This is a genomic window from Janthinobacterium lividum, from assembly GCF_011601275.1.
Classification (GTDB): domain Bacteria; phylum Pseudomonadota; class Gammaproteobacteria; order Burkholderiales; family Burkholderiaceae_D; genus Janthinobacterium; species Janthinobacterium lividum_E.
Genome location: NZ_JAAOLY010000009.1, coordinates 55,463 through 75,338 on the forward strand (window position 1 = coordinate 55,463; position 19,876 = coordinate 75,338).

16 protein-coding genes are annotated in these 19,876 nt (G+C 62.7%); 9 read left to right on the forward strand and 7 right to left on the reverse strand.

The window, feature by feature from the left end:
- The first annotated feature begins 567 nt into the window (after positions 1–567).
- A complete protein-coding gene (locus GYK42_RS15105) occupies positions 568–3,057 on the forward strand; it encodes an IPT/TIG domain-containing protein (RefSeq protein WP_166448155.1) in 2,490 nt (829 codons plus the stop codon).
- A gap of 159 nt (positions 3,058–3,216) precedes the next feature.
- The gene (locus GYK42_RS15110; RefSeq protein WP_166448156.1) at positions 3,217–3,624 is read left to right on the forward strand and encodes a tautomerase family protein; all 408 of its coding nucleotides are present in this window, start codon (positions 3,217–3,219) and stop codon (positions 3,622–3,624) included.
- Here GYK42_RS15110 and GYK42_RS15115 read toward each other — a convergent pair whose 3' ends face one another.
- The 3 genes from GYK42_RS15115 to def all read right to left on the reverse strand — a co-directional run bounded on the left by GYK42_RS15115 (position 3,625) and on the right by def (position 6,152).
- Entirely contained in the window at positions 3,625–4,527 is a 903-nt protein-coding gene (locus tag GYK42_RS15115; RefSeq protein ID WP_166448157.1) for a LysR family transcriptional regulator, read from the reverse strand. It abuts the gene before it with no gap.
- An 18-nt stretch (positions 4,528–4,545) separates the two neighbouring features.
- Positions 4,546–5,502 carry a methionyl-tRNA formyltransferase gene (gene fmt, locus GYK42_RS15120; protein WP_166448158.1) on the reverse strand — a complete coding sequence of 319 codons (957 nt, stop codon included), beginning with the start codon at positions 5,500–5,502 and terminating at the stop codon, positions 4,546–4,548.
- 107 nt (positions 5,503–5,609) lie between these two features.
- Complete coding sequence (gene def / locus GYK42_RS15125) at positions 5,610–6,152, reverse strand: peptide deformylase (protein ID WP_166448159.1); 543 nt, start codon at positions 6,150–6,152, stop codon at positions 5,610–5,612.
- Positions 6,153–6,459: 307 nt separating this feature from the next.
- Here def and dprA point away from each other — a divergent pair, with 307 nt between their 5' ends.
- From dprA to GYK42_RS15140, 3 genes are all read left to right on the forward strand, one after another.
- On the forward strand, positions 6,460–7,563 hold the full coding sequence (gene dprA, locus GYK42_RS15130) for a DNA-processing protein DprA (RefSeq protein ID WP_166448160.1): 1,104 nt from the start codon (positions 6,460–6,462) through the stop codon (positions 7,561–7,563).
- A 94-nt stretch (positions 7,564–7,657) separates the two neighbouring features.
- Positions 7,658–8,122 (forward strand): DUF494 family protein, encoded by a 465-nt coding sequence (locus GYK42_RS15135; protein WP_046683463.1) that lies wholly within the window; start codon positions 7,658–7,660, stop codon positions 8,120–8,122.
- Positions 8,123–8,405: 283 nt separating this feature from the next.
- On the forward strand, positions 8,406–11,072 hold the full coding sequence (locus tag GYK42_RS15140) for a DNA topoisomerase III (protein WP_166448161.1): 2,667 nt from the start codon (positions 8,406–8,408) through the stop codon (positions 11,070–11,072).
- Positions 11,073–11,150: 78 nt separating this feature from the next.
- Here GYK42_RS15140 and GYK42_RS15145 read toward each other — a convergent pair whose 3' ends face one another.
- From GYK42_RS15145 to GYK42_RS15160, 4 genes are all read right to left on the reverse strand, one after another.
- Positions 11,151–11,882, reverse strand: coding sequence for a hypothetical protein (locus tag GYK42_RS15145; protein ID WP_166448162.1), 732 nt, complete (start codon positions 11,880–11,882; stop codon positions 11,151–11,153).
- 74 nt (positions 11,883–11,956) lie between these two features.
- Positions 11,957–13,369, reverse strand: a complete 1,413-nt coding sequence (locus GYK42_RS15150) for an alkaline phosphatase (protein WP_240943604.1) — start codon at positions 13,367–13,369, stop codon at positions 11,957–11,959.
- A gap of 28 nt (positions 13,370–13,397) precedes the next feature.
- Positions 13,398–14,849, reverse strand: coding sequence for an alkaline phosphatase (locus GYK42_RS15155; protein ID WP_166448163.1), 1,452 nt, complete (start codon positions 14,847–14,849; stop codon positions 13,398–13,400).
- A 114-nt stretch (positions 14,850–14,963) separates the two neighbouring features.
- Positions 14,964–15,653 carry a hypothetical protein gene (locus GYK42_RS15160; RefSeq protein ID WP_166448164.1) on the reverse strand — a complete coding sequence of 230 codons (690 nt, stop codon included), beginning with the start codon at positions 15,651–15,653 and terminating at the stop codon, positions 14,964–14,966.
- 99 nt (positions 15,654–15,752) lie between these two features.
- Between GYK42_RS15160 and GYK42_RS15165 the strand changes: the two genes are divergently transcribed.
- The 4 genes from GYK42_RS15165 to GYK42_RS15180 all read left to right on the forward strand — a co-directional run bounded on the left by GYK42_RS15165 (position 15,753) and on the right by GYK42_RS15180 (position 19,862).
- Complete coding sequence (locus tag GYK42_RS15165; RefSeq protein WP_166448165.1) at positions 15,753–16,670, forward strand: LysR family transcriptional regulator; 918 nt, start codon at positions 15,753–15,755, stop codon at positions 16,668–16,670.
- Positions 16,671–16,758: 88 nt separating this feature from the next.
- A complete protein-coding gene (locus GYK42_RS15170; RefSeq protein ID WP_166448166.1) occupies positions 16,759–17,628 on the forward strand; it encodes an MBL fold metallo-hydrolase in 870 nt (289 codons plus the stop codon).
- A gap of 20 nt (positions 17,629–17,648) precedes the next feature.
- Positions 17,649–18,305, forward strand: a complete 657-nt coding sequence (locus GYK42_RS15175) for a DsbA family protein (protein ID WP_166448167.1) — start codon at positions 17,649–17,651, stop codon at positions 18,303–18,305.
- A 93-nt stretch (positions 18,306–18,398) separates the two neighbouring features.
- Entirely contained in the window at positions 18,399–19,862 is a 1,464-nt protein-coding gene (locus GYK42_RS15180; protein WP_166448168.1) for a catalase, read from the forward strand.
- Positions 19,863–19,876: the final 14 nt, after the last annotated feature.

Genomic DNA, 19,876 nt, shown 5'->3' on the forward strand with positions numbered 1-19,876 from the left:
TCAGCTGACGGAGTGTGCCGGCCGGATAGGGCAGGCAGAAGGTGGCAATCGCCTGATTTCACCGGGTCTAAAATTATACGGCATCAGGCTGCTTTGGTTCTAAGCAAAAGCGGCCGATCACCCCACGGCTGGCCTTCTTGCAACACATCGCCTCGCGCCACGTTTGGATCTGAAAATTACATTCCTGAAAATCTTACTCAAAACGTTAATTCTTCCGCCAAACTTGGCAGGAAGGCATGTCGTCTAGGCTGTGGAAAAATTTCCACATTATTTGCGCCAAGTCAGAATCTTTTTAATGAATTGAATGGCAATAGCTGCAAAGGAAAATAATTTTGATTTAGGACAATACAGAGTGAAGTGAATAATTCCCAAAATAAAGGTTTTCAAACAGATACTTTAATTATTATCAAAACCAATTGAATCAAAAGCATTAATAGTTGTCTTTAGGAATCGAATTAACCCATAATATTGGTTCTTCGAAATTACATTCTCACCAAAAGTCACCAATATGTCACATTTCTCTCGTGTCCTCCCCGGCATCGCGCTGCACCAACATGGTTGCCAGCCATGAAAAACCATCTGCTTGTAGCATTGTTTGTCGTGCTGGGCCTGTCCGCTTGCGGCGGGGGAGGCGGTGGTGGCGGTGACACGGTGGTGGCGACCACGTCGGGCAATCCCGTCGTGATTCCTGCTGTGATTCCTGCCGTGACGGCGGTCTCTGCGGCGAATGTCGCCGTTGGCGGCAGCCTGGTGGTGACGGGTAGCAATCTGAGTCGCGTGACGGCCTTCCAGGTGGGTGGCGTGAACGTTACCACCAGCGCCAGCAGCGACAGCAGCGTGACCCTGGCCATGCCGGGTGTGCCCGTGACAGGCGCCTTGAGCCTCGTCAGCGCCAGCGGCACGGCGGCAACCAGCTATAACGTGAATGTGTATCTGCCGCTGAGCGTGAGCAGTGTCGCGCCGGCAATGGGCGGCGTCGGTTCCAGCGTGACGATCGCGGGCGGCGGCATGGGCGCCGTGACGGCGGTGCAGTTCGGCAATGGCGCGGCGGCAACGCCGCAAAGCCAGACGGCAGGCAGCGTGACGGTGGTGGTGCCTGCGGGCGCGGCAACGGGCGCGCTGACGGTGCGCGGGCCCTACAACGATGTCATCAGCAGCGACGCGTACACGGTCCTGGCCAGCGTGGCAGTGACGTCGATCACGTCGGCCGTCAATGGCGCGACCTTGTCGGTGACGCTGCAGGGTAGCAACCTCGACCAGGTCAGCTCGGCGACGGTCGGCAGTACGCCAGCCGTCATCGTCAGCGCCAGTGCCAGCCAGCTGCTGCTGTCCGCGCCAGCGTCGGCAACGGGCAGCGTGATGCTGTCGGCCGCTTCGCGCATCGCCGTGAATGCGGGCACGGTGTCGGCCTTTACCCTGGGCAGCATTGATTTCGCGCAGGTACTGAACTTGAACGCCAGCAACGCCGCCTTGCGCCTGACGCGCGGCAAGCCGGCCGCCGTGCGCGTGTCCGTGCTGGCCACGCAGGCGGGCCAGGCCAGCCCGTCCGTGATCCTGAATGCGACGGCCGCCAATGGCAGCAACCTGGGCAGCATCACCATGAGCGGCCCATCGGTCTTGCCGACAACGAAAAGCGATTACAGCTTCAACGGCAATTTCAGCGCCGTCCTGCCGTCGGGCTGGATCTTTCCCGGCGTGCGCGTGCGCGTGACGGCCGTGGGCAATGACGGTACGCAAGTGAGCCAGGAAGCGGCGCCTGTCGTGGCCAGCGCGGCGAAAATTCATCTGGTGCTGGTACCGCTGAGTACCGACGATGGCGTGGCGCAACTGCCTGACGCCGAGCTGATTCGCGCTGCACTGACCCGCGTGTATCCGTATGCGACGGAAAATATCAGCATTACCACGCGCGCCCCACTGAGCGTACCTGGCAGCAGCACGGCCGACAGCTGGTGGAGCGATACCTTGGGCAAGCTGGAAAGCCAGCGCGCGCTGGAAGACCGCGGCGCCTATTATTATGGTTTTGTGCCGAAAATGTCCTCCACGCGCGCCGCCGGCCTGGCCTACATCAACCCGCCTGGCAGCAGCAACGACTTCACGTCGGCCATCGGCCTGGACGCCAGGTTCAACAGCATTGCCTCCGTCGATCCCTTCGGCAATAGCTGGCCTGAATGGCTGACCACGCTGGTGCATGAGCTGGGCCACAACCACTCGCTGCAGCACGTTGCCTGCGGCGGTCCAGCCAATGCGGCCACCGACTACCCGTATCCTAATGGCGAGCTGGGTCCGCAACCGCTGTATAACAGCAGCTATGCGGGCAGCATCGGCCAGTTGAGCAAGGCAGTGTATGGCGTGACGCCGATGAAAGACGTGATGAGCTATTGCAGCGGCGCCTGGTTCTCCGACTACAGCTATGTGCGCGTGCAGCAATTCCTGGAAAGACGCGGCACGCAGATTACCGGTAGCAATGTGCTGGCCGCCAGCATATCCGTGGCCGAGCATGGCTATCTGACGATTTCCGGCCGCATCACGCCAAGCGGCGTGGCCTTGCGCCCAGCCGTTGCCTCGTCCACGCGTGTGGGCGCAGCGGCCAGCGGTAGCAGCCATGCTTATACCTTGCGCGTCTTGACGGCGTCCGGACAGACTATCGACTTGCCCTTCGATGCCGTCTCCGTGGCAGACCATGGCGGCAACGCCATGAGCCATTTCCGCGTCAGCTTCGCCAACCCGGGCGACATCAGCGACGTGCAAGTGCTGCAAAATGGCAAGGCTTTGGCCAAGCTGGAGCTTCCGGCGCGCCGCAGCAGGGCGGCCGCCAACGATGCCACGTTCGATGCGGTACAAAGCGGCGGCAAGCTGGCGCTGGCCTGGAATGCCGAGGCGGAACCATACGCCGCCGTGTTGCACGTGGCCGCCGATGGTCGCAAGACGGTGGTCGCCAGTGACTTGACGGGCGGCAAAGCCAGCGTCGACGTGAGCGCCTTGCCGGCTGGTGGCCGCTTCGAAGTCAGCCTGTCGTCGTCCGTGGGCGCACGCCTGATGAAGGTGCAGCGCCGCTAGGCAAGGGCGCTGGATGCAACAAGGGCTTGCCGCGGCAAGCCCTTTTTTTATGCGTGCAGGCATTGGTGCATAAACTGCACAGATCCTGTGCCTGGCGGAGGCTGCCGTTTTATCTCCCGCCTGCCTAGAATGGGGCTTCATCCACTTGCGGAGCATCCCATGCCCATCCTGAACCTGCGTTTATCCACGCCACCCGATGCGCGTCAGTCGGCCGCCATCGCCGCCACCCTGAGCCAATTGACGGCGCAACTGTTGCACAAGGCGCCTGAGCTGACGTCGGTGGCCATCAGCCATGCCGACGCGGCGCACTGGTTTGTCGGCGGGCCATCCTTGCAGGCGCAAGGCAAGGCCAGTTTTTTCCTCGATATCCTGATCAGCGATGAAACGAATACGGCAGCGGAAAAGGCCGCGTATATCGCCGCCGTGTTCGCCGCCATGCAGGAGTATCTCGGCGCCGTGCACGACGTCAGCTACATCCACGTGCACGATGCGCGCCAGGCGGCCTGGGGCTATGGCGGATTGACGCAGCAGTTCCGCGCCGTGCGCAAGGCGCTGCAGCAGGCCTGATCAATCCCAGCGGCGATCCTGATAGTGCTGCACGGCAAAATCGACGAAGGCCCTGACCTTGGGCGACAACTGGCGGCTGTGCGGATACAGCGTATACAGAGTGCGTGGACGCAAGGTGTAGCCGGGCAAGACTTCCACCAGCTGGCCGCTGCGCAGCGCGTCGCGCACGATGAAAGCGGCCGCGCCGGCAATCCCCATGCCGCCCACGGCGGCCTCGCGCAGGGCCACACTGGTATTGGCTTGCAGGCTGCCGCGCACGGCCACCTTGTGCGCGGCGCCGTCACTATCCGTGAACGACCACTCCGCCGGCTTCTCGCCGGACATGTACATCAAGCAATTGTGCTGCGCCAGATCTTGCGGCGTGGCCGGATGACCATGGCGGGCCAAGTAAGCGGGCGAGGCGACGGCCACGGTGCGGCTGCTGGCCAGCTGGCGCGCCACCAGGGTGGAATCGGGCAAGCCGCGCGCCAGGCGCAGCGCCACGTCGAAACCATCGTCGATCAGGTCGACGATGCGGTCATTGCAGACCAGGTCGATGTGGATGTGCGGATATTGGCGGGTAAATTCGGGCAGCCAGGCGGCCAGTTCCAGGGTGCCGAAGGCCATCGGCGCATTGATGCGCAGGCTGCCGGACGGCTGCGCCTGGTGCATGGCGACGGCGCGGTCGGCCGCGTCAAGGGCGTCGAGGATGTCGCGGCTGGCCAGGTAGTATTCCTGGCCGGCGGCCGTCAAGGCGAAGCGGCGCGTGGTGCGGTTCAGTAACTGGGCGCCCAGCTGGCTTTCCAGCTGGCGCACCTGGCGCGAGACGATGGAATGGGAAATGCCCAACGCGTCGCCGGCGGCCGTGAAGCTGCCCAGTTCCACGACGCGGCGCAGGGCGCGCAGGGCGGTCAGCTGGTCCATGGGCGCGTCTTGCTGGGATTAAACGAAGCGTTTGCCTTCGAGGGGGAAGCCCTTGATGAACTCGGCTGCGGGCAGGCGCTTGCCGCCCGGTTTTTGCAGTTCCGTCAGACGCAAGGAGCCATTGCCGCAGGCCACGACGATGCCGTGCTGGGCGTCGGCCGCCAGCACCTGGCCAGGCGCTTCCTTGCTGTCCGCTTCGATTACCTCTGCGGCCCAGATCTTGATGGTGGTGCCATCGACTTGGCCGCAGGCGCCGGGAAACGGATTGAAGGCGCGGATTTTCAGCCCCAGTTCCAGCGCCGGCATGCTGAAATCGAGCGCCGCTTCTTCCTTGGCGATTTTCGCCGCATAGGTGACGCCCGCTTCCGGCTGCGGCACGGCTTCGAGCGGCTGCTGCTGCATTTTGCGCAGGGTTTCGACGATCATCTTGCCGCCCAGGGTGGCCAGCTTGTCGTGCAGGGTGGCGGTGGAATCGCCCGCTTCGATGGGCGTGCGCTCGATGGCCAACATGGGGCCCGTATCGAGGCCTTCTTCCATCTGCATGATGGTCACGCCCGTTTCATCGTCGCCCGCTTCGATGGCGCGGTGAATCGGCGCGGCGCCGCGCCAGCGCGGCAGCAAGGAACCGTGGATATTGATGCAGGGTTTGATGTCGAGGGTGCTGCGCGGCAAGATCAAGCCGTAGGCCGCCACCACCATCACGTCGTAGTCCGTGGCCAGCAGGCGTTCGTGGGCCGCTTTCGCTTCTGCGGCGCGCTGCGGGTCCTTGCTGTCCATGCGCAGTGACAAGGGTTGCAGCACGTCGATGCCGTGCTGCTGGGCATATTGCTTGACGGCCGAAGCGTGCAACTGCATGCCGCGTCCGGCAGGGCGGTCGGGCTGGGTCAGCACCAGCGGAATCTCGAATCCCGCTTCGTGCAAGTCTTTCAGGGCCGTGGCGGCGAATTCAGGCGTGCCTGCGAAGATCACTTTCATATGGTTCCTTGACGTGAGGTGCGCAGGCCCGTGCCGAAGGCGCCAGGCTGGCGTGGTAAGACGACTACTGTTGCTGCTTAGTCTATCAGCAGTGGCTAGGGGTCTGCTTAAAAGCGGCGGTTCTGTGCGCGCAGGCTCGCTTCGCGCTCGAGACCACGGATTTCCTTGATCATCTTGGTCTTGATGCGGTTGCGCTTGAGCGGCGACAGGTATTCGACGAATACCTTGCCCAGCAAGTGATCCATCTCATGCTGGATGCAGACGGCCAGCAAGCCATCGGCTTCCAGCTCGAACTGCTTGCCGTGGCGGTCCTGGGCGCGCACCTTGATGCGGGCCGGGCGCTCGACGCCATCGTAGACGCCAGGCACGGACAGACAGCCTTCGTCGTAGACTTGCTTTTCTTCGCTGGCCCAGGTGATTTCCGGGTTGATGAAGACTTGCAGCTGGTTTTTCTCTTCGGTGGTGTCGATCACCATCATCTGGATATGCTCGTCCACTTGCGACGCGGCCAGGCCGACGCCTGGGGCGTCGTACATGGTTTCAGCCATGTCGTCGATCAGGGTTTGCAGGCGCTCGTCAAATTCGGTGACGGGCTTGGCGATCGTGTGCAGGCGAGGATCGGGGTAACGCAGGATATTTAATATGGACATACGGATTCGACTGGTTAAGGTGGGCGCCGGTGCGCCGGATTATTCATGCCTGGGCCATGCGGACGATGGCAGGGCTATTTTATTTTTGAGTACGCTACGGTTGGGCGCGTATGGCGCAACGGCGCGGCAGATGCGTTTGCCAGTGCGTCGATTAGTTTGCTGCAAAGGGAAATTTTATCACAGACGCCCATTTCCCTGTGGACGAGGGGCCGTTTTGCGGCGCCATTGCACGCATTCTTGCGCGCGTCGGTATCGCGTGCGCGCCGTGGCGCTAGCATGGGATGGCACAGTACACAGTGAGGTTGTCATGCATGCAATTGCAACGACGGCAGATACGGCCACGGAACTGGCGGGCTGGCTGCGCCTGCAGCACCTGCCCGGCGTGGGACCGGTGGCGGCGCGCGCCTTGCTGGCCCGCTTCGGCTTGCCGCCGGCCATCTTCGCCGCATCATTCGAGGTCTTGCGCGAGGTGGTGCCGGCCAGCGTGGCGCGCGCCATCGTGCAGCCGCCCAAGCCGGTGGCCAACAGCCAGCTCGCGCTCACCCTGCAGTGGCTGCAGAGACCCGGCAACGCCGTGCTGACCCTGGCCGATGCCGCGTATCCGCCGTTGCTGCTGGAAATCGCCGATCCGCCGCTGTTGTTATATGTGCGGGGGCGGGCGGAACTGCTGTCGCGTCCCGGCGTGGCCATCATCGGCAGCCGCAATGCCAGCGCGCAGGGCATGCAGAATGCGGCCGCCTTCGCGCAAGCCTTGAGCGCGGCGGGATTGACCATCGTTTCCGGGCTGGCGCTGGGCATCGACACGCATGCGCACGAGGGCGGCTTGCGCGGCGCGGGCGCCACCGTGGCCGTGATCGGCACGGGCGCCGATCTGGTGTATCCACGCCGCAACCTGGATCTGGCGCAAAGAATCGCCGAACACGGCTGCATCGTCAGCGAGTATGCGCTGGGCTTGCCGGCCATGCCAGGTAACTTTCCGCGCCGCAACCGCCTGATCAGCGGCCTGGCGCGCGGCGTGCTGGTGATCGAGGCGGCGGCGCAATCGGGTTCATTGATCACGGCGCGCCTGGCCGGCGAGCAGGGGCGCGACGTGTATGCCTTGCCCGGCTCCATCCATGCGACGTTGGCCAAGGGTTGCCATGCGCTCATCAAGCAGGGTGCCAAGCTGGTTGAGTCGGCCGATGACGTGCTGCAAGAGCTGCAGTGGCTGGGTGGCATCCCCGGCGTGCCGGCGGCGGTGGAAGACGAGACGCCGCTGCTGGCCGCGCTGGGCCACGATCCTCTCGATGCCGATACCCTGGCCGCGCGCAGCGGCCTGGCCATGGGCGCGCTGATGGGCGAATTGCTGGCGCTGGAGCTGGCGGGGCGGGTCGAACGCTTGCCGGGAGGACTGTTTCAACGCTGCAAATGACAGCTTGTCACTTGTGTGGCGGCCTTGCCGCACGGGCGCGCTTTGTCTGTGCGCACCCTTGTGTCTTAGCGAGCTTAGCTGCTAGAGTAGAGCCATGTTCGATATCCTGGTGTACCTCTACGAGACTTACTATCGCCCCGATGCCTGCCCCGAGCCGGCAGTCCTGGCGCGCAAACTGTCGGCCGTCGGTTTCGACGACGTGGAGATTTCCGAAGCGCTCGTGTGGCTGACGGACTTGAACGCCATGGCCGGCGTTGAACAAATCCTGACGGCCAGTTCCACGGGCACGCGTTTCTATGTACAGCAGGAAAGCGACGTGCTGGGCACGGCCGCCATCGGTTTCATCCAGTTCCTCGAAAGCGCCAAGGTGCTCTCGCCGCTGCAGCGCGAAATCGTCATCGAACGGGCGCTGGCGCTCGACGAGGCGCCCGTGTCGCTGGGCAAGCTGAAAGTCATCGTGCTGATGCTGCTGTGGAGCCAGGGCAAGGAACCGGACGCCCTGATGTTCGACGACTTATTTGTCGACGACGAAGATCTCCCGCCGCGCTTATTGCACTAATATATACCCATATTCTTCGCTGTCTGCCCGACCCTGGCGCCGCTGCCGCGCCATCCCCTTTACTATGTGCTGCACCAGCGCGCACGCCAGGCCATTGTGTTTGCGCCTGCGCATTCTTGCTTGCAGATAACTTGCCGAATTCTTCAATAGGCGCTTATCATTGGCCGCTTGACAAGACCACAAGTCACTGTGCCTTGCGCAGACAAAAGCGTCGGCGCCTGGCAATGCACTGTATGATGCGCATGCTGAAACTATCCTAGAGCATTTTTCGAGACTAAAAAATATGACAAAAACCCTCATCATCGCCGAGAAGCCTTCTGTCGCGAACGATATCGCGAAGACGCTTGGCGGCTTTACCAAGCACGATGAGTACTTTGAATCGGATGAATACGTCCTGTCGTCGGCGGTCGGCCACTTGCTGGAGATCGCCGTACCGGAAGAATTCGACGTGAAGCGCGGCAAATGGAGTTTCGCGCACTTGCCGATGATTCCACCGTATTTCGCGCTGAACCCGATCGCCAAGACGGAAGCGCGCCTCAAAGTATTAAACAAGCTGATCAAACGCAAAGACGTCACCACGCTCATCAACGCATGCGATGCGGGGCGCGAAGGCGAGCTGATTTTCCGCCTGATCGCGCAAAACGCGAAAGCCAAGCAACCGGTCAAGCGCCTGTGGCTGCAGTCGATGACGCCGGGCGCCATCCGCGACGGTTTCTCGCACCTGCGCAGCGACGAGGAAATGCTGCCGCTGGCCGATGCTGCCCGCTGCCGTTCGGAAGCCGATTGGTTGATCGGCATCAATGGCACGCGTGCCATGACGGCGTTCAATTCGAAAGAAGGCGGCTTCTACCTGACGACCGTGGGCCGCGTGCAAACGCCAACACTCTCCATCGTCGTCGAACGCGAAGACAAGATCAAGAAATTCGTGCCGCGCGACTTCTGGGAAGTACGCGCCGAATTCGTCTGCGCGGCCGGCATCTATGAAGGCCGCTGGCTCGACACCAAGTTCAAGAAGGACGAGAACGACCCGGAGAAGCGCGCCGAGCGCCTGTGGAGCAAGACGGCTGCCGACTCGATCGCCACCGCCTGCCGCGGCCGCCAAGGCATCGTCACGGAAGAATCGAAACCGACCACCTCGATGGCGCCGGGCCTGTTCGACCTGACCAGCCTGCAGCGCGAAGCGAACTCGCGTTTCGGCTTCTCCGCTAAAAATACCCTGGGCCTGGCCCAGGCGCTGTACGAAAAGCATAAGGTGCTGACGTATCCGCGTACCGATTCGCGCCACCTGCCGGAAGACTACATGCCGACCGTGCTGCAGGCGCTGGAAACGGTCAAGGAAAACAGCAACTACCACCAGTTCGCCAAGCAGATCATCGACAAGGGCTGGGTCAAGCCGAACAAGCGCATCTTCGATAACACGAAGATCTCGGATCACTTCGCGATCATCCCAACGACGATCGCGCCAAAGAATTTGTCCGAGCCGGAACAAAAATTGTACGACCTCGTCACGCGCCGTTTCATGGCCGTGTTCTTCCCGCCTGCGGAATTCCAGGTCACCACGCGCTACACGGAAGTGTCCGGCCATCAGTTCAAGACTGAAGGCAAGGTCATGACCAATCCGGGCTGGCTGGCCATCTACGGCAAGGAAGCGTCGACGGACGCCGACAAGGAAAGCAATGGCAACGGCAACCTGGTGCCCGTCGCCAAGGGCGAGAAAGTACAGACGGAAAGCGTCAACGCCAACGGCCTGGTCACCAAGCCGCCAGCGCGCTTCACTGAAGCAACCTTGCTGTCGGCCATGGAAGGCGCCGGCAAGCTGATCGACGACGACGAGCTGCGCGATGCGATGGCTGGCAAGGGCCTGGGCACGCCAGCGACGCGCGCAGCCACCATCGAGGGTTTGCTGACGGAACGCTATCTGATCCGCGAAGGCCGCGAACTGATTCCAACGGCCAAGGCGTCGCAGCTGATGACCTTGTTGAAAGGCCTGGGCGTCAATGAATTGACGGCGCCGGAGCTGACGGGCGAGTGGGAATACAAGCTGTCGCAGATGGAAAAAGGCAAGATTTCGCGCGAAGAATTCATGCGTGAAATCGCGCAGATGACGCAAATCATCGTCAAGCGCGCCAAGGAATACGACAACGACACGATCCCGGGCGACTACGCTACCCTGGAAACGCCATGCCCGAATTGCGGCGGCGTGGTGAAGGAAAACTACCGTCGTTTCGCCTGCACCAAGTGCGAATTCTCGATGAGCAAGACGCCGGGTTCGCGCCAGTTCGAAATCGCCGAAGTGGAGCAGTTGCTGAAGGACCGCACCATCGGCCCGCTGCAAGGCTTCCGTTCGAAGATGGGCCGTCCGTTCGCCGCCATCCTGCGCATCGTGCGCGATGAAGAGATCAAGAATTTCAAGCTGGAATTCGATTTCGGCCAGAACGACGAGAGCGAAGATGGCGAAGGTGTCGATTTCACGGGCCAGACGCCCGTGGGACCTTGCCCCAAGTGCAACGCTGGCGTGTACGAAATGGGCCTGGCCTATGTGTGCGAACACAGCGTCGCCAAGCCGAAGACGTGCGACTTCCGCAGCGGCCGCATCATCTTGCAGCAGGAAATCTTGCCGGAACAAATGGCAAAACTGCTCAACGATGGCAAGACGGACTTGCTGCCGGGCTTTGTTTCGCAGCGTACCCGTCGTCCGTTCAAGGCTTTCCTCGTGCGCGGCAAGGATGGCAAGGTGAGCTTCGAGTTTGAAGAGCGCAAGGCCAAGCCAGGCGCCAAGACCAAGGCGGCAGCTGCCGAGGTCGAAGGCGAAGAAGGCGCGGCGCCAGCGAAGAAAACGGCCGTCAAGAAAGCGCCAGCCGTGAAAAAAGCGCCGGCGAAGAAAGCTGCGGTCGTGAAAAAGCCGGCCGCCAAGAAGGCGCCGGCGAAGAAAACGGCAGCGGCCGAGTAATCGGGCGCCAGCCAAACAAAAGCCAGGGAGTTCCCTGGCTTTTTTTACGTCCCGATTTTCTTGGCGTTAGTCTGACGTTTAGTCGAGGTAGTCGGAATACTCGCGCTGCGCGTAGTTCTGCAAATTCGCCCACGGCTGCGCCTTGCTGACGGTCGGCTGCAGCTTGACGTCGACCCGGCGATAGAAGGTGTTGGCGCGGTCGCCGCTTTCGATAATCAGCGGAATCTGCTTTTGCTCATCCCACAGGATGCGCTGGAACACGCCATTCTTTTCCACTTCGCGCCAGCGCGCGCCCGTCACGTTCGACGCCTGTTTCGACAGCGGCATGGCGGCCACCAGTTTCGGGTCCAGCAGATAAAAACTGTTCTCCCAGGAACCGTCGAAATTGACGTTCTCGTACTCGGCCTTGGGGATGGCGACGACGATCTTGTCGTGCGCATCGATGTATTCCACGCGCACGGTGTTCTTTTCCAGCATCACGTGGCGGGGAATCAGCACGGGATTGAAGTGCTTGTGCTCATGCTGCGTGGCCTTCAGCGCCACTTTGGCGTTGTCGCCATGTTTGTGGCCCGCATGCGCGTCCGTCGACGGCGCCAGCACGCGCTCGACCCATACGTGGCCGGGGCGGCGCAGCATCTTTTCTTCGTAGCGGCTCTCGCGCGTCACGCCTTCCGGCGTCAGGACGCGGCTGTAATAGGTGATGCCCAGGTCCAGGTCGGCAGGAGCGGAAGGCGGCGAGGCGGTGGGGGCAGCTTGCGCGCTGGCGGCAAAGCCGGCGGCGAGGAGGATGGCGATCAGGGACGATTTCATGTTGTTGCCTTTACGTGCAGAGGGGCGGAGGGCCTACGCCATCCGCCCCGGTGGGGTTGCCGTGTTGATGTGGATCAGAAGCCGAAAGCCGCCTTCAGCAAATCAAACACCTTGGTGTTGTCCAGGGTGCCCTTGAAGGACTTGGCGCCGGCACCCGTGGCCAGCAGCTTGACGTCGCCGCCGCCGTGGGTTTCGCTGGCCAGGCGCACGCCTGTTTCCTGCAGATAGTTGTCTTTCAGTGCCGTGGCGCTGTCGACGTTGCTGCGCAGGTCAGGGCGGTTGGGGCCATTGCCGAACACCAGGGTGGTGTAGGTATTGCCATCGGCATCCTTGCTCGGCTGGTTATCCTTGTAGCCGCGGTTGATGTCGAGGATAGGATTGCCGCGCTTGCCGTAGCCGTTGAAGGCCAGAGTGTGGTCATGGTCGGCCGTGACGACGATCAGGGTATTGGCCAGGGTCGGATCGGTTTCCTTGATCTTGGCGATGGCGGCCTTGATGGCGTCGTCGAAGGCGATGGTGTCCGTCAGCGCGCGCTTGGCGTTGATGCCGTGCAAAGCGTGATCGATGCGGCCGCCTTCGACCATCAGGAAGTAGCCGTTCGTGTTTTTCGACAGCAAGTCGATGGCCTTGAGGGTCATTTCCGACAGGCTAGGCTGGGTCGCGCCTTCGCCCAGCGGCGGCGTGGCCGTGCGGTCCAGTTCATATTCCAGGTGGCTGCGGGTGCTGTACAGGCCGATGAATTTCTTGCCGCTCTGCGCTGCCGCCATTTCCGCTTTCGTCGCGGCCACGGTGTAGCCCTTGGCTGCAAGTTCCGTCAACAGGTTGCGGCCATCGGCGCGGCCATACTTGTTGCTGGTTGACCAAGGCGTAAAGTGGTTGCGGCCGCCACCCATCAGCACGTCGACGCCATCGCCCAGGGCCGCGTTGTAGCCCGCGCCGCCTGGCACCGCTTGCGCGGCGATCGCGTATTGCGCATTGCGGTTGCAGATGTGCGAGAAAGTCGTTGCCGGCGTGGCGTGCGTCAATTCCGTGGTGGTGATGGCGCCCACGGCCTTGCCCTTGGCTTTCGCCAGTTCCAGGATGGTCGGTGCGCTCTTGCCGCCGGCCGGGCAATTGTCCACGCCCAGGTTGCCGTTGGCGTCGCGGCCGGGTTCCTTGGCGATCGTGTCCTGCGCCATCGAGATGACTTCATTGTTCATCTTGACGCCGGTCATGTAGGCGGCCATCGATGGCGCGCTGTCCGTCGTTTGCGCATCGTTCGAGAACGTCTTGATGCGCGCCGTACGCTCCAGCGTGTCCATCGTCAGGCTGCCGTCTTCCTTGTACTGGTAGATGCGCGCGGCCGTCACGACGGACGGACCCATGCCGTCGCCGAGGAAGAAGATGACGTTCTTGGCATCGGCGGCGTAGGCGCCGTTGGCAACGCTGGCGGCCACGAGCGTGGTCAGCAGCGACAGTTTCAAGGCAGGTTTCAATGCGAGTTTCATGTGCTTGTCCAATTCGATGTCTTGGTGATTACAGTCCGCCGGCGGTCTTGACCAGGCCGAATACTTTGGTGTTGTCGATGGTGCCCAGGAAGGTCTCCGAACCCTTGCCGATGGCGCCCAGGAAGACGTCCGTGCCGCCGTGGGTTTCGTTGCCTGCCGCCGTGCGGATCACCGCTTCCTGATGATAGGTATTGGCGCTGGTGACGGTTTCATCGAGGCTGGCCATGGCGGCGCGGCTCGATTGCGTGCGGTTCTCGCCATTGCCGAAGCCGATGATCGAATACGGTGCGCCGTCCAGGTCTTTCTCGACCGCGCCGGTGACGTAGTTCTTCACCACGCCCAGCACGCCAGGGTTGCCGGCAGCCGTCTTGCCCGTGCGCTTGGCGTAGCCGTTCAGTACCAGGGTGTGGTCATGGTCGGCCGTGACGACGATCAGGGTATTGGCCAGGGTCGGGTCGGTCAGCTTGGCTTTGTCGATGGCGGCCTTGATGGCGTTGTCAAAGGCGACGGTGTCTTGCAGCGCTTTCTTGGCCGTCGTTTCGTGCAGCGCATGGTCGATGCGGCCGCCTTCGACCATCAGGAAATAACCCTTCTTGTTCTTGGCCAGCACGTCCATGGCCTTGGTGGTCATTTCCGCCAGGCTAGGTTCCTTGGCCGCATCGCGGTCCAGGTCGTAGCTCATGTGGCTGGACGTGAACACGCCGAACAGGCGCTCCGTCTTGGCCGCATCGACGGCCTTGAAGTCAGTGGCCGTGTTGGCGACCGTGTAGCTCTTCGCTTTCAGTTCGGCCAGCAGGTCGCGCCCGTCGGAACGCTTGCCGCCATCCTTGAACGGCTTGAAGAATTGCGCGCCGCCGCCGAGGACCACGTCCAGGCCGGCGGTGCCCAGCGCGCTGTTGTAGCCCGTGCCGCCTGGCACCAGGGCCGCGGCGATATCGTTTTCCAGGTCGCGGTGGCAGATATGCGAATAGGTCGCGGCCGGCGTGGCGTGCGTTACGCGCGCCGTGCTGACGACGCCGGCGGCAAAGCCCTTGGCCTTGGCCAGTTCCAGCAAGGTGGTGGCGGGCGTGCCGTTGCCGGTGCCGCATTTGTTGACCAGCTTGTTGCCGTTCGCATCCGTGCCCGGATCGATGGCGACCGTGTTGGCCGACATGGAAATGACTTCATTGTTCATCTTGACGCCGGTCATGTAGGCGGCCATCGATGGTGCGCTGTCGGTCACTTGCGCGTCGTTCGAGAACGTCTTGACGAAGGCTGTTTCCGGCAGGGTGTCCATGGTCAGCGAACCTTCTTCGCCCACCGAATAGATGCGCGCGGCCGTCATGGTGGTCAGGCCCATGCCATCGCCGAGGAAGAAGATGACGTTTTTCGGCGGCGCTTCAGCCACTGCCTCTTCTTTTTTAGCGTCGCTGCCGCAGGCGGCCAGCATCAGGGTGATGGCGACGCTGCAGCCAGCGACGGAAATTTTTCTGCGTGTCATGTGGTTCATCCGGCTAGGTTTGAAAGAGCTAGCAAGATAACAATCCAATGTGACGCCATCATGACGCTGTGACACGTTTTGCGACGCCGCTATGCCATCGCCGTGCTTGTTGTTTTAGCGCACATCCTCGGTGGAAAAGTACACCGTGCCGCGCAAGCGGGCCGTTTTTCCCAGCTGCGCGCGCAAGGCCGCCTGCAAGCTGGCGGCCGGGGTTTCCTGCACGCCGGTTTTCGCCACGACGATGTCGCCGTGCGGCGCATCCGGGGGGCTGGTCAAGGCGACGATATGCTCGAAATCGGGGCGGCTGTCGATACGCTTGACGAGGAAGCGCTGCGTGCCGTCGCCCACCTGCAGGTAGCGCGCGCTGGCGTGCGTGGCGGGGGCCGACGACAGCTGGCGCATCAGCAGGACGCGCTCGACGATGATGGCGGCAGCGCCGTAGCCGGGTTCGGCTTTTCCATCCTTCTCAAAGTGCCCGCGCACCACCGTTGCGTGGAACTGGCGCAGCGGCAGCGGCGCGGCCGGCAGCAGGCGCGCCAGCTCGAAGTGTTCCGGCTCTAGTGTCCACAGCGCCGTATGGCCGTCGAGCTGCTGGCGCAGCCGTGCATCAAGGGCGGGGTCGGCCAGCCGCACTTGCAGCACCACCTGGTAATCGTGCGGCGCATGGAACATCGGCAAGTGTGAGGCATACAGCCCTTGCTTGCCGCCAAACAGCACCATGCCGTGCAGTCCCCAAGTCAGGGGCGCGGCGTGGCCGAGGCTGGGGGCGAGCAGGAGCAGAGAAAGGAAGAGGGTGCGCAGCATGGGTTTCATCGATGAGTTGGAATGCCACGATGATAGGGGCGGTATCATGGACAGTACAGCAACCATTTTTCACTTTTTGTGTCCTGCCTGGAAATCACCATGAACATGAGCCTTGCCGACCTGCGCGTCTTTTGCAGCGCCGCGCGCCAGCCGACCCTGGGTGCGGCGGCGCTGGAACTGTATTTGACGCCATCGGCCGTGTCGAAAGCCTTGCGCCGCCTGGAGGGGGACATGGGCGCGCCCCTGTTTGACCGGAGCGGCAAGCAATTGCTGCTCAACGACAGCGGCCGTTTGCTGCTCGAGCGTGCGCGCACCTTGCTGGCGCTGGCCGAACAGGCGCGCCTGGACGTGATGGGCGAGCGGGGCGCCATCGATGCTCGCATCGCCGGCCCCGCCTTGCTGCTGTGGCGCCACGCGGACACCCTGGCGGCGGCGCTGGACGCTTATCCGCAGGCCAGCGTGCGTTTGCAACCGGCTTTCGAGGATGCGGCCCTGGCGGCCCTGGCGCGCGGCGATTGCCATGCGGCACTGGTAACGCAGGACGCCATCGCCCAGCGCGGCGCCGACTGGCCTGCCACCTGGCACAGCACGGCGCTGGGCAACATGCGCATGCTGCTGGCGGCCGGGCGCGGCCATGTACTGGCGCGCGGCGTGCCCGCAGCCTGCGCATCCGTGCGCTGCGGCATGCAGGACGTCTTGCAGCACGCCTTTGCCAGCCCGACGCACTCCCTGCTGTGCGGCGAGGAGCGTGGCCGCCATGCCGATGGCTGGCGTGGCGTGGCCGGGCGTACCATCCGCTACTGGAGCGACGATGTGCAGTTGCTGCTGGGCTATGTGCAGTCCGGCCGGGCGTTGGCCTACCTGCCCGACTTCGCCGTGCGTGCGCACGATTTGCTGCAGGTCGAACTGGCCGGCAGCGTCGATTGCAGCGAGCAAATCCTGCTCGTGTGGGATGGTGCGCTGGCGGGGCAGTGGCTGCACGCCTTGGCGCGGCAGTTGTCAATTCATCCGAATTGAGCAACAAACTATTGCGCTTTAACGGGTTTTTCTACCGAACCGAGCAACGTAAGATGCAGTCATCCCAATCATCTTGTGAAGGCAGATCATGTTCTCCAAAACCATCAGCAGCGTTCTTGTTTCCACCGTGTTTGCCGCCGGCGCCGCCTCGGCCGCCGCCAGTGCTCCCTTGACGCTGGAAGTATTCAACCCGGGCGAAGAGGCCATCTTCCCCGTCGCTTCCGTATTGGTCGCGGGCAAGCATGACGCCGTGCTGATCGATGCGCAGTTCTCGCGCGCCGAAGCGCAAAAGCTGGTGGAAAAAATTCGCGCCAGCGGCAAGAAACTGACGACGGTCTACATCAGCCACAGCGATCCCGATTTCTATTTTGGCCTCGACGTGATCAAGGCCGCCTTCCCGCAGGCGAAAATCGTCGCTACACCGGAAACGGTCGCCGAGATCCGCCGCAAGGCCGACGCCAAGGTCGCCTACTGGGGCCCGATCCTGAAGGACAATGCGCCGAAAAGCATCGTCATTCCGGAAGCATTGAAAGGCAAGCGCATCGCCCTGGAAGGCCAGTCGCTGGACATCGCCGGCCCCACGCCAGCGCGCACCTATGTGTGGATTCCATCGATCAAGGCCGTCGTCGGTGGCGTGGTGCTGTTTGGTAATTTGCACGTGTGGACGGCCGATACGCAAAGCCTGCAATCGCGCCAGGACTGGCTCAGGACCCTGGACGGCATCGCCGCCCTGAAACCGGTGACCGTCGTGCCGGGCCACTTCAAGGTCGGTTCACCCCTGACGCCGGACAGCATCGGTTTTACGCGCGACTATCTGGTGACATTTGAAGAGGAAACGGCCAAGGCCGCCAATTCGGCCGCCCTGATCGAGGCGATGAAAATGCGCTATCCGAAGCTGGGCCTCGATGGCGCTTTAGAGACCAGCGCGAAAGTGGCTAAAGGCGAAATGAAATGGTAAGCGGCAACAAGGAGGCTCCCATGCCCACACTGCACTACATTTTCGACCCGCTGTGCGGCTGGTGCTACGGCGCCGCGCCGCTGGTCGAGGCGGCGCGCGCCGTGCCCGGCCTGACGGTGGCGTTCCACGGCGGCGGCATGATGACGGGCAGCAATCGCCGCCAGATCACGCCTGAATGGCGCGGCTATGTGCTGCCGCATGACCGGCGCATCGAGCAATTGTCGGGCCAGCCATTTGGCGATGCTTATATGAATGGCTTGCTGAACGACACGACGGCCATGATGGACTCCGAACCGCCGATCACGGCCATCCTGGCGGCTGAAGTCCTGGCCGGCAAGGGCCTGGACATGCTGCAGCGCGTGCAGCGCGCCCATTACGTGGACGGCTTGCGCATTGCCGACGGGCCCGTGCTGGTGACCTTGGCGCAAGAGCTGGGCATGGATGGGGCGGCATTCCAGTCCGAATATGCGCGCCAGACGGGCGCCGCCACGCAGCGGCACATCGACGCCAGCCGCGCCTTGCTGGCGCAGGTGGGCGGGCAGGGCTTTCCCACATTCGTGCTCGACGATGGCGGCGGCAAGCTGTCCGTGATCGATATCGGCGGCTTCCTGGGCCAGCCGGCGAAGTTGCAGGCGCAGCTGGGCGGCCTCTGCGATGCACAAGAGTGTGTATTGTAAATAGCTATCGATTCGATAAAATCAATTAACTTTTCCTTTGTTGTTGACCTCGTTACACTAGTTCCATTAGTCAACAACGAAGGAAAAGCAGCCATGAGCCAACAGCCGCCATTCAGTACCGCCTCGGGCATCCCCGTCGCCGACAACCAGAATTCCATCAGCGCCGGCCCCCGCGGCCCGCTGCTGCTGCAAGACTTCCACCTGATCGAAAAACTCCAGCATTTCAACCGCGAGCGCATCCCCGAGCGCGTGGTGCACGCCAAAGGTTCGGGCGCCTACGGCACCTTTACCGTCACGCACGATATCTCCCATTACACCAAGGCCAAGCTGTTCAGTGAAGTGGGCAAGCAGACGGCCACCTTCGCCCGTTTTTCCACCGTCGGCGGCGAACGCGGCAGTGCCGACACGGAACGCGACCCGCGCGGTTTCGCCGTACGTTTCTACACGGAAGAGGGCAACTGGGATTTGGTTGGCAACAACACACCGATGTTCTTCATCAAGGACCCGATCAAGTTCCCCGATTTCGTCCACACGCAAAAGCGCGATCCGCAAAGCAACTTGAAATCGGCCGAAATGATGTTCGATTTCTGGAGCCATGCGCCGGAAAGCCTGCATCAGGTCACGATGTTGTTCTCGGACCGGGGCACGCCGGACGGCTACCGCCACATGGATGGCTTCGGCAGCCACACGTATAGCCTGATCAATGCCGACGGCCAGCGCGTGTACGTGAAATGGCACTTCAAGACGCGCCAGGGCATCAAGAATCTGCCTGCCGCGGAAGCGGGCCGCCTGGCCGGTGCCGACCCCGACTACGCCCAGCGCGACCTGTTCGGTGCCATCGAACGCGGCGATTTCCCCCAGTGGGAAGTCAAGCTGCAGGTGGCGACGCAGGAGCAACTCGATGCATGGGAACAGCGCACGGGCTGGAACCCGTTCGACCTGACGAAAGTGTGGCCGCACGCGGACTTCCCGCTGCTGCCGGCCGGTATTTTCGAGCTGAACCGCAACCCGGACAATTACCACGCGGAAGTCGAGCAGGCGGCCTTTTCGCCGGCCAACGCCGTGCCAGGCATGGGTTACTCGCCGGACAAGATGCTGCAAGGCAGGCTGTTCGCCTACCACGACGCCCAGCTGTACCGCGTCGGCACGAACCACCAGCATCTGCCCGTGAATGCGGCGCGCTGCCCCTTCCATAACCAGCAGCGCGACGGCGGCATGGCGATCCACAATGGCGGCGCGTCACAGAATTACGCGAACGTGGCGGCGGCAGGCACACAGCCGCAAGGCTTGGGCCATGGCGAGGGAGCGCTGGCGCTCGATGGCGGCGCGGCGCGCTACGACGGCCGCGGCGTGGAGGATGACTTTACGCAGGCCGGCAATCTGTTCCGATTGATGTCGGCCCAGGCGAAGCAGAACCTGTTCGACAACCTGGCCGGTCCCCTGAGCCAAGTGCGGCCGGAAACCTTGCAGCGTCAGCTGGGCCACTTCGACCGGGCCGATGCCGCCTACGGCGCCGGCGTACGGGCCGCCTTGCAGGCGCGCGGCGTGGCGCTGTAAGCGTGTGGCAGGCG

What these genes read in the sequence shown, in the direction of transcription:
- GYK42_RS15105 (WP_166448155.1), top strand. Translation starts at nt 568, where the DNA reads ATGAAAAACCATCTGCTTGTAGCATTGTTTGTCGTGCTGGGCCTGTCC.
- GYK42_RS15110 (WP_166448156.1), top strand. Translation starts at nt 3,217, where the DNA reads ATGCCCATCCTGAACCTGCGTTTATCCACGCCACCCGATGCGCGTCAG.
- GYK42_RS15115 (WP_166448157.1), bottom strand. Translation starts at nt 4,527, where the DNA reads ATGGACCAGCTGACCGCCCTGCGCGCCCTGCGCCGCGTCGTGGAACTG.
- fmt (WP_166448158.1), bottom strand. Translation starts at nt 5,502, where the DNA reads ATGAAAGTGATCTTCGCAGGCACGCCTGAATTCGCCGCCACGGCCCTG.
- def (WP_166448159.1), bottom strand. Translation starts at nt 6,152, where the DNA reads ATGTCCATATTAAATATCCTGCGTTACCCCGATCCTCGCCTGCACACG.
- dprA (WP_166448160.1), top strand. Translation starts at nt 6,460, where the DNA reads ATGCATGCAATTGCAACGACGGCAGATACGGCCACGGAACTGGCGGGC.
- GYK42_RS15135 (WP_046683463.1), top strand. Translation starts at nt 7,658, where the DNA reads ATGTTCGATATCCTGGTGTACCTCTACGAGACTTACTATCGCCCCGAT.
- GYK42_RS15140 (WP_166448161.1), top strand. Translation starts at nt 8,406, where the DNA reads ATGACAAAAACCCTCATCATCGCCGAGAAGCCTTCTGTCGCGAACGAT.
- GYK42_RS15145 (WP_166448162.1), bottom strand. Translation starts at nt 11,882, where the DNA reads ATGAAATCGTCCCTGATCGCCATCCTCCTCGCCGCCGGCTTTGCCGCC.
- GYK42_RS15150 (WP_240943604.1), bottom strand. Translation starts at nt 13,369, where the DNA reads ATGAAACTCGCATTGAAACCTGCCTTGAAACTGTCGCTGCTGACCACG.
- GYK42_RS15155 (WP_166448163.1), bottom strand. Translation starts at nt 14,849, where the DNA reads ATGACACGCAGAAAAATTTCCGTCGCTGGCTGCAGCGTCGCCATCACC.
- GYK42_RS15160 (WP_166448164.1), bottom strand. Translation starts at nt 15,653, where the DNA reads ATGCTGCGCACCCTCTTCCTTTCTCTGCTCCTGCTCGCCCCCAGCCTC.
- GYK42_RS15165 (WP_166448165.1), top strand. Translation starts at nt 15,753, where the DNA reads ATGAACATGAGCCTTGCCGACCTGCGCGTCTTTTGCAGCGCCGCGCGC.
- GYK42_RS15170 (WP_166448166.1), top strand. Translation starts at nt 16,759, where the DNA reads ATGTTCTCCAAAACCATCAGCAGCGTTCTTGTTTCCACCGTGTTTGCC.
- GYK42_RS15175 (WP_166448167.1), top strand. Translation starts at nt 17,649, where the DNA reads ATGCCCACACTGCACTACATTTTCGACCCGCTGTGCGGCTGGTGCTAC.
- GYK42_RS15180 (WP_166448168.1), top strand. Translation starts at nt 18,399, where the DNA reads ATGAGCCAACAGCCGCCATTCAGTACCGCCTCGGGCATCCCCGTCGCC.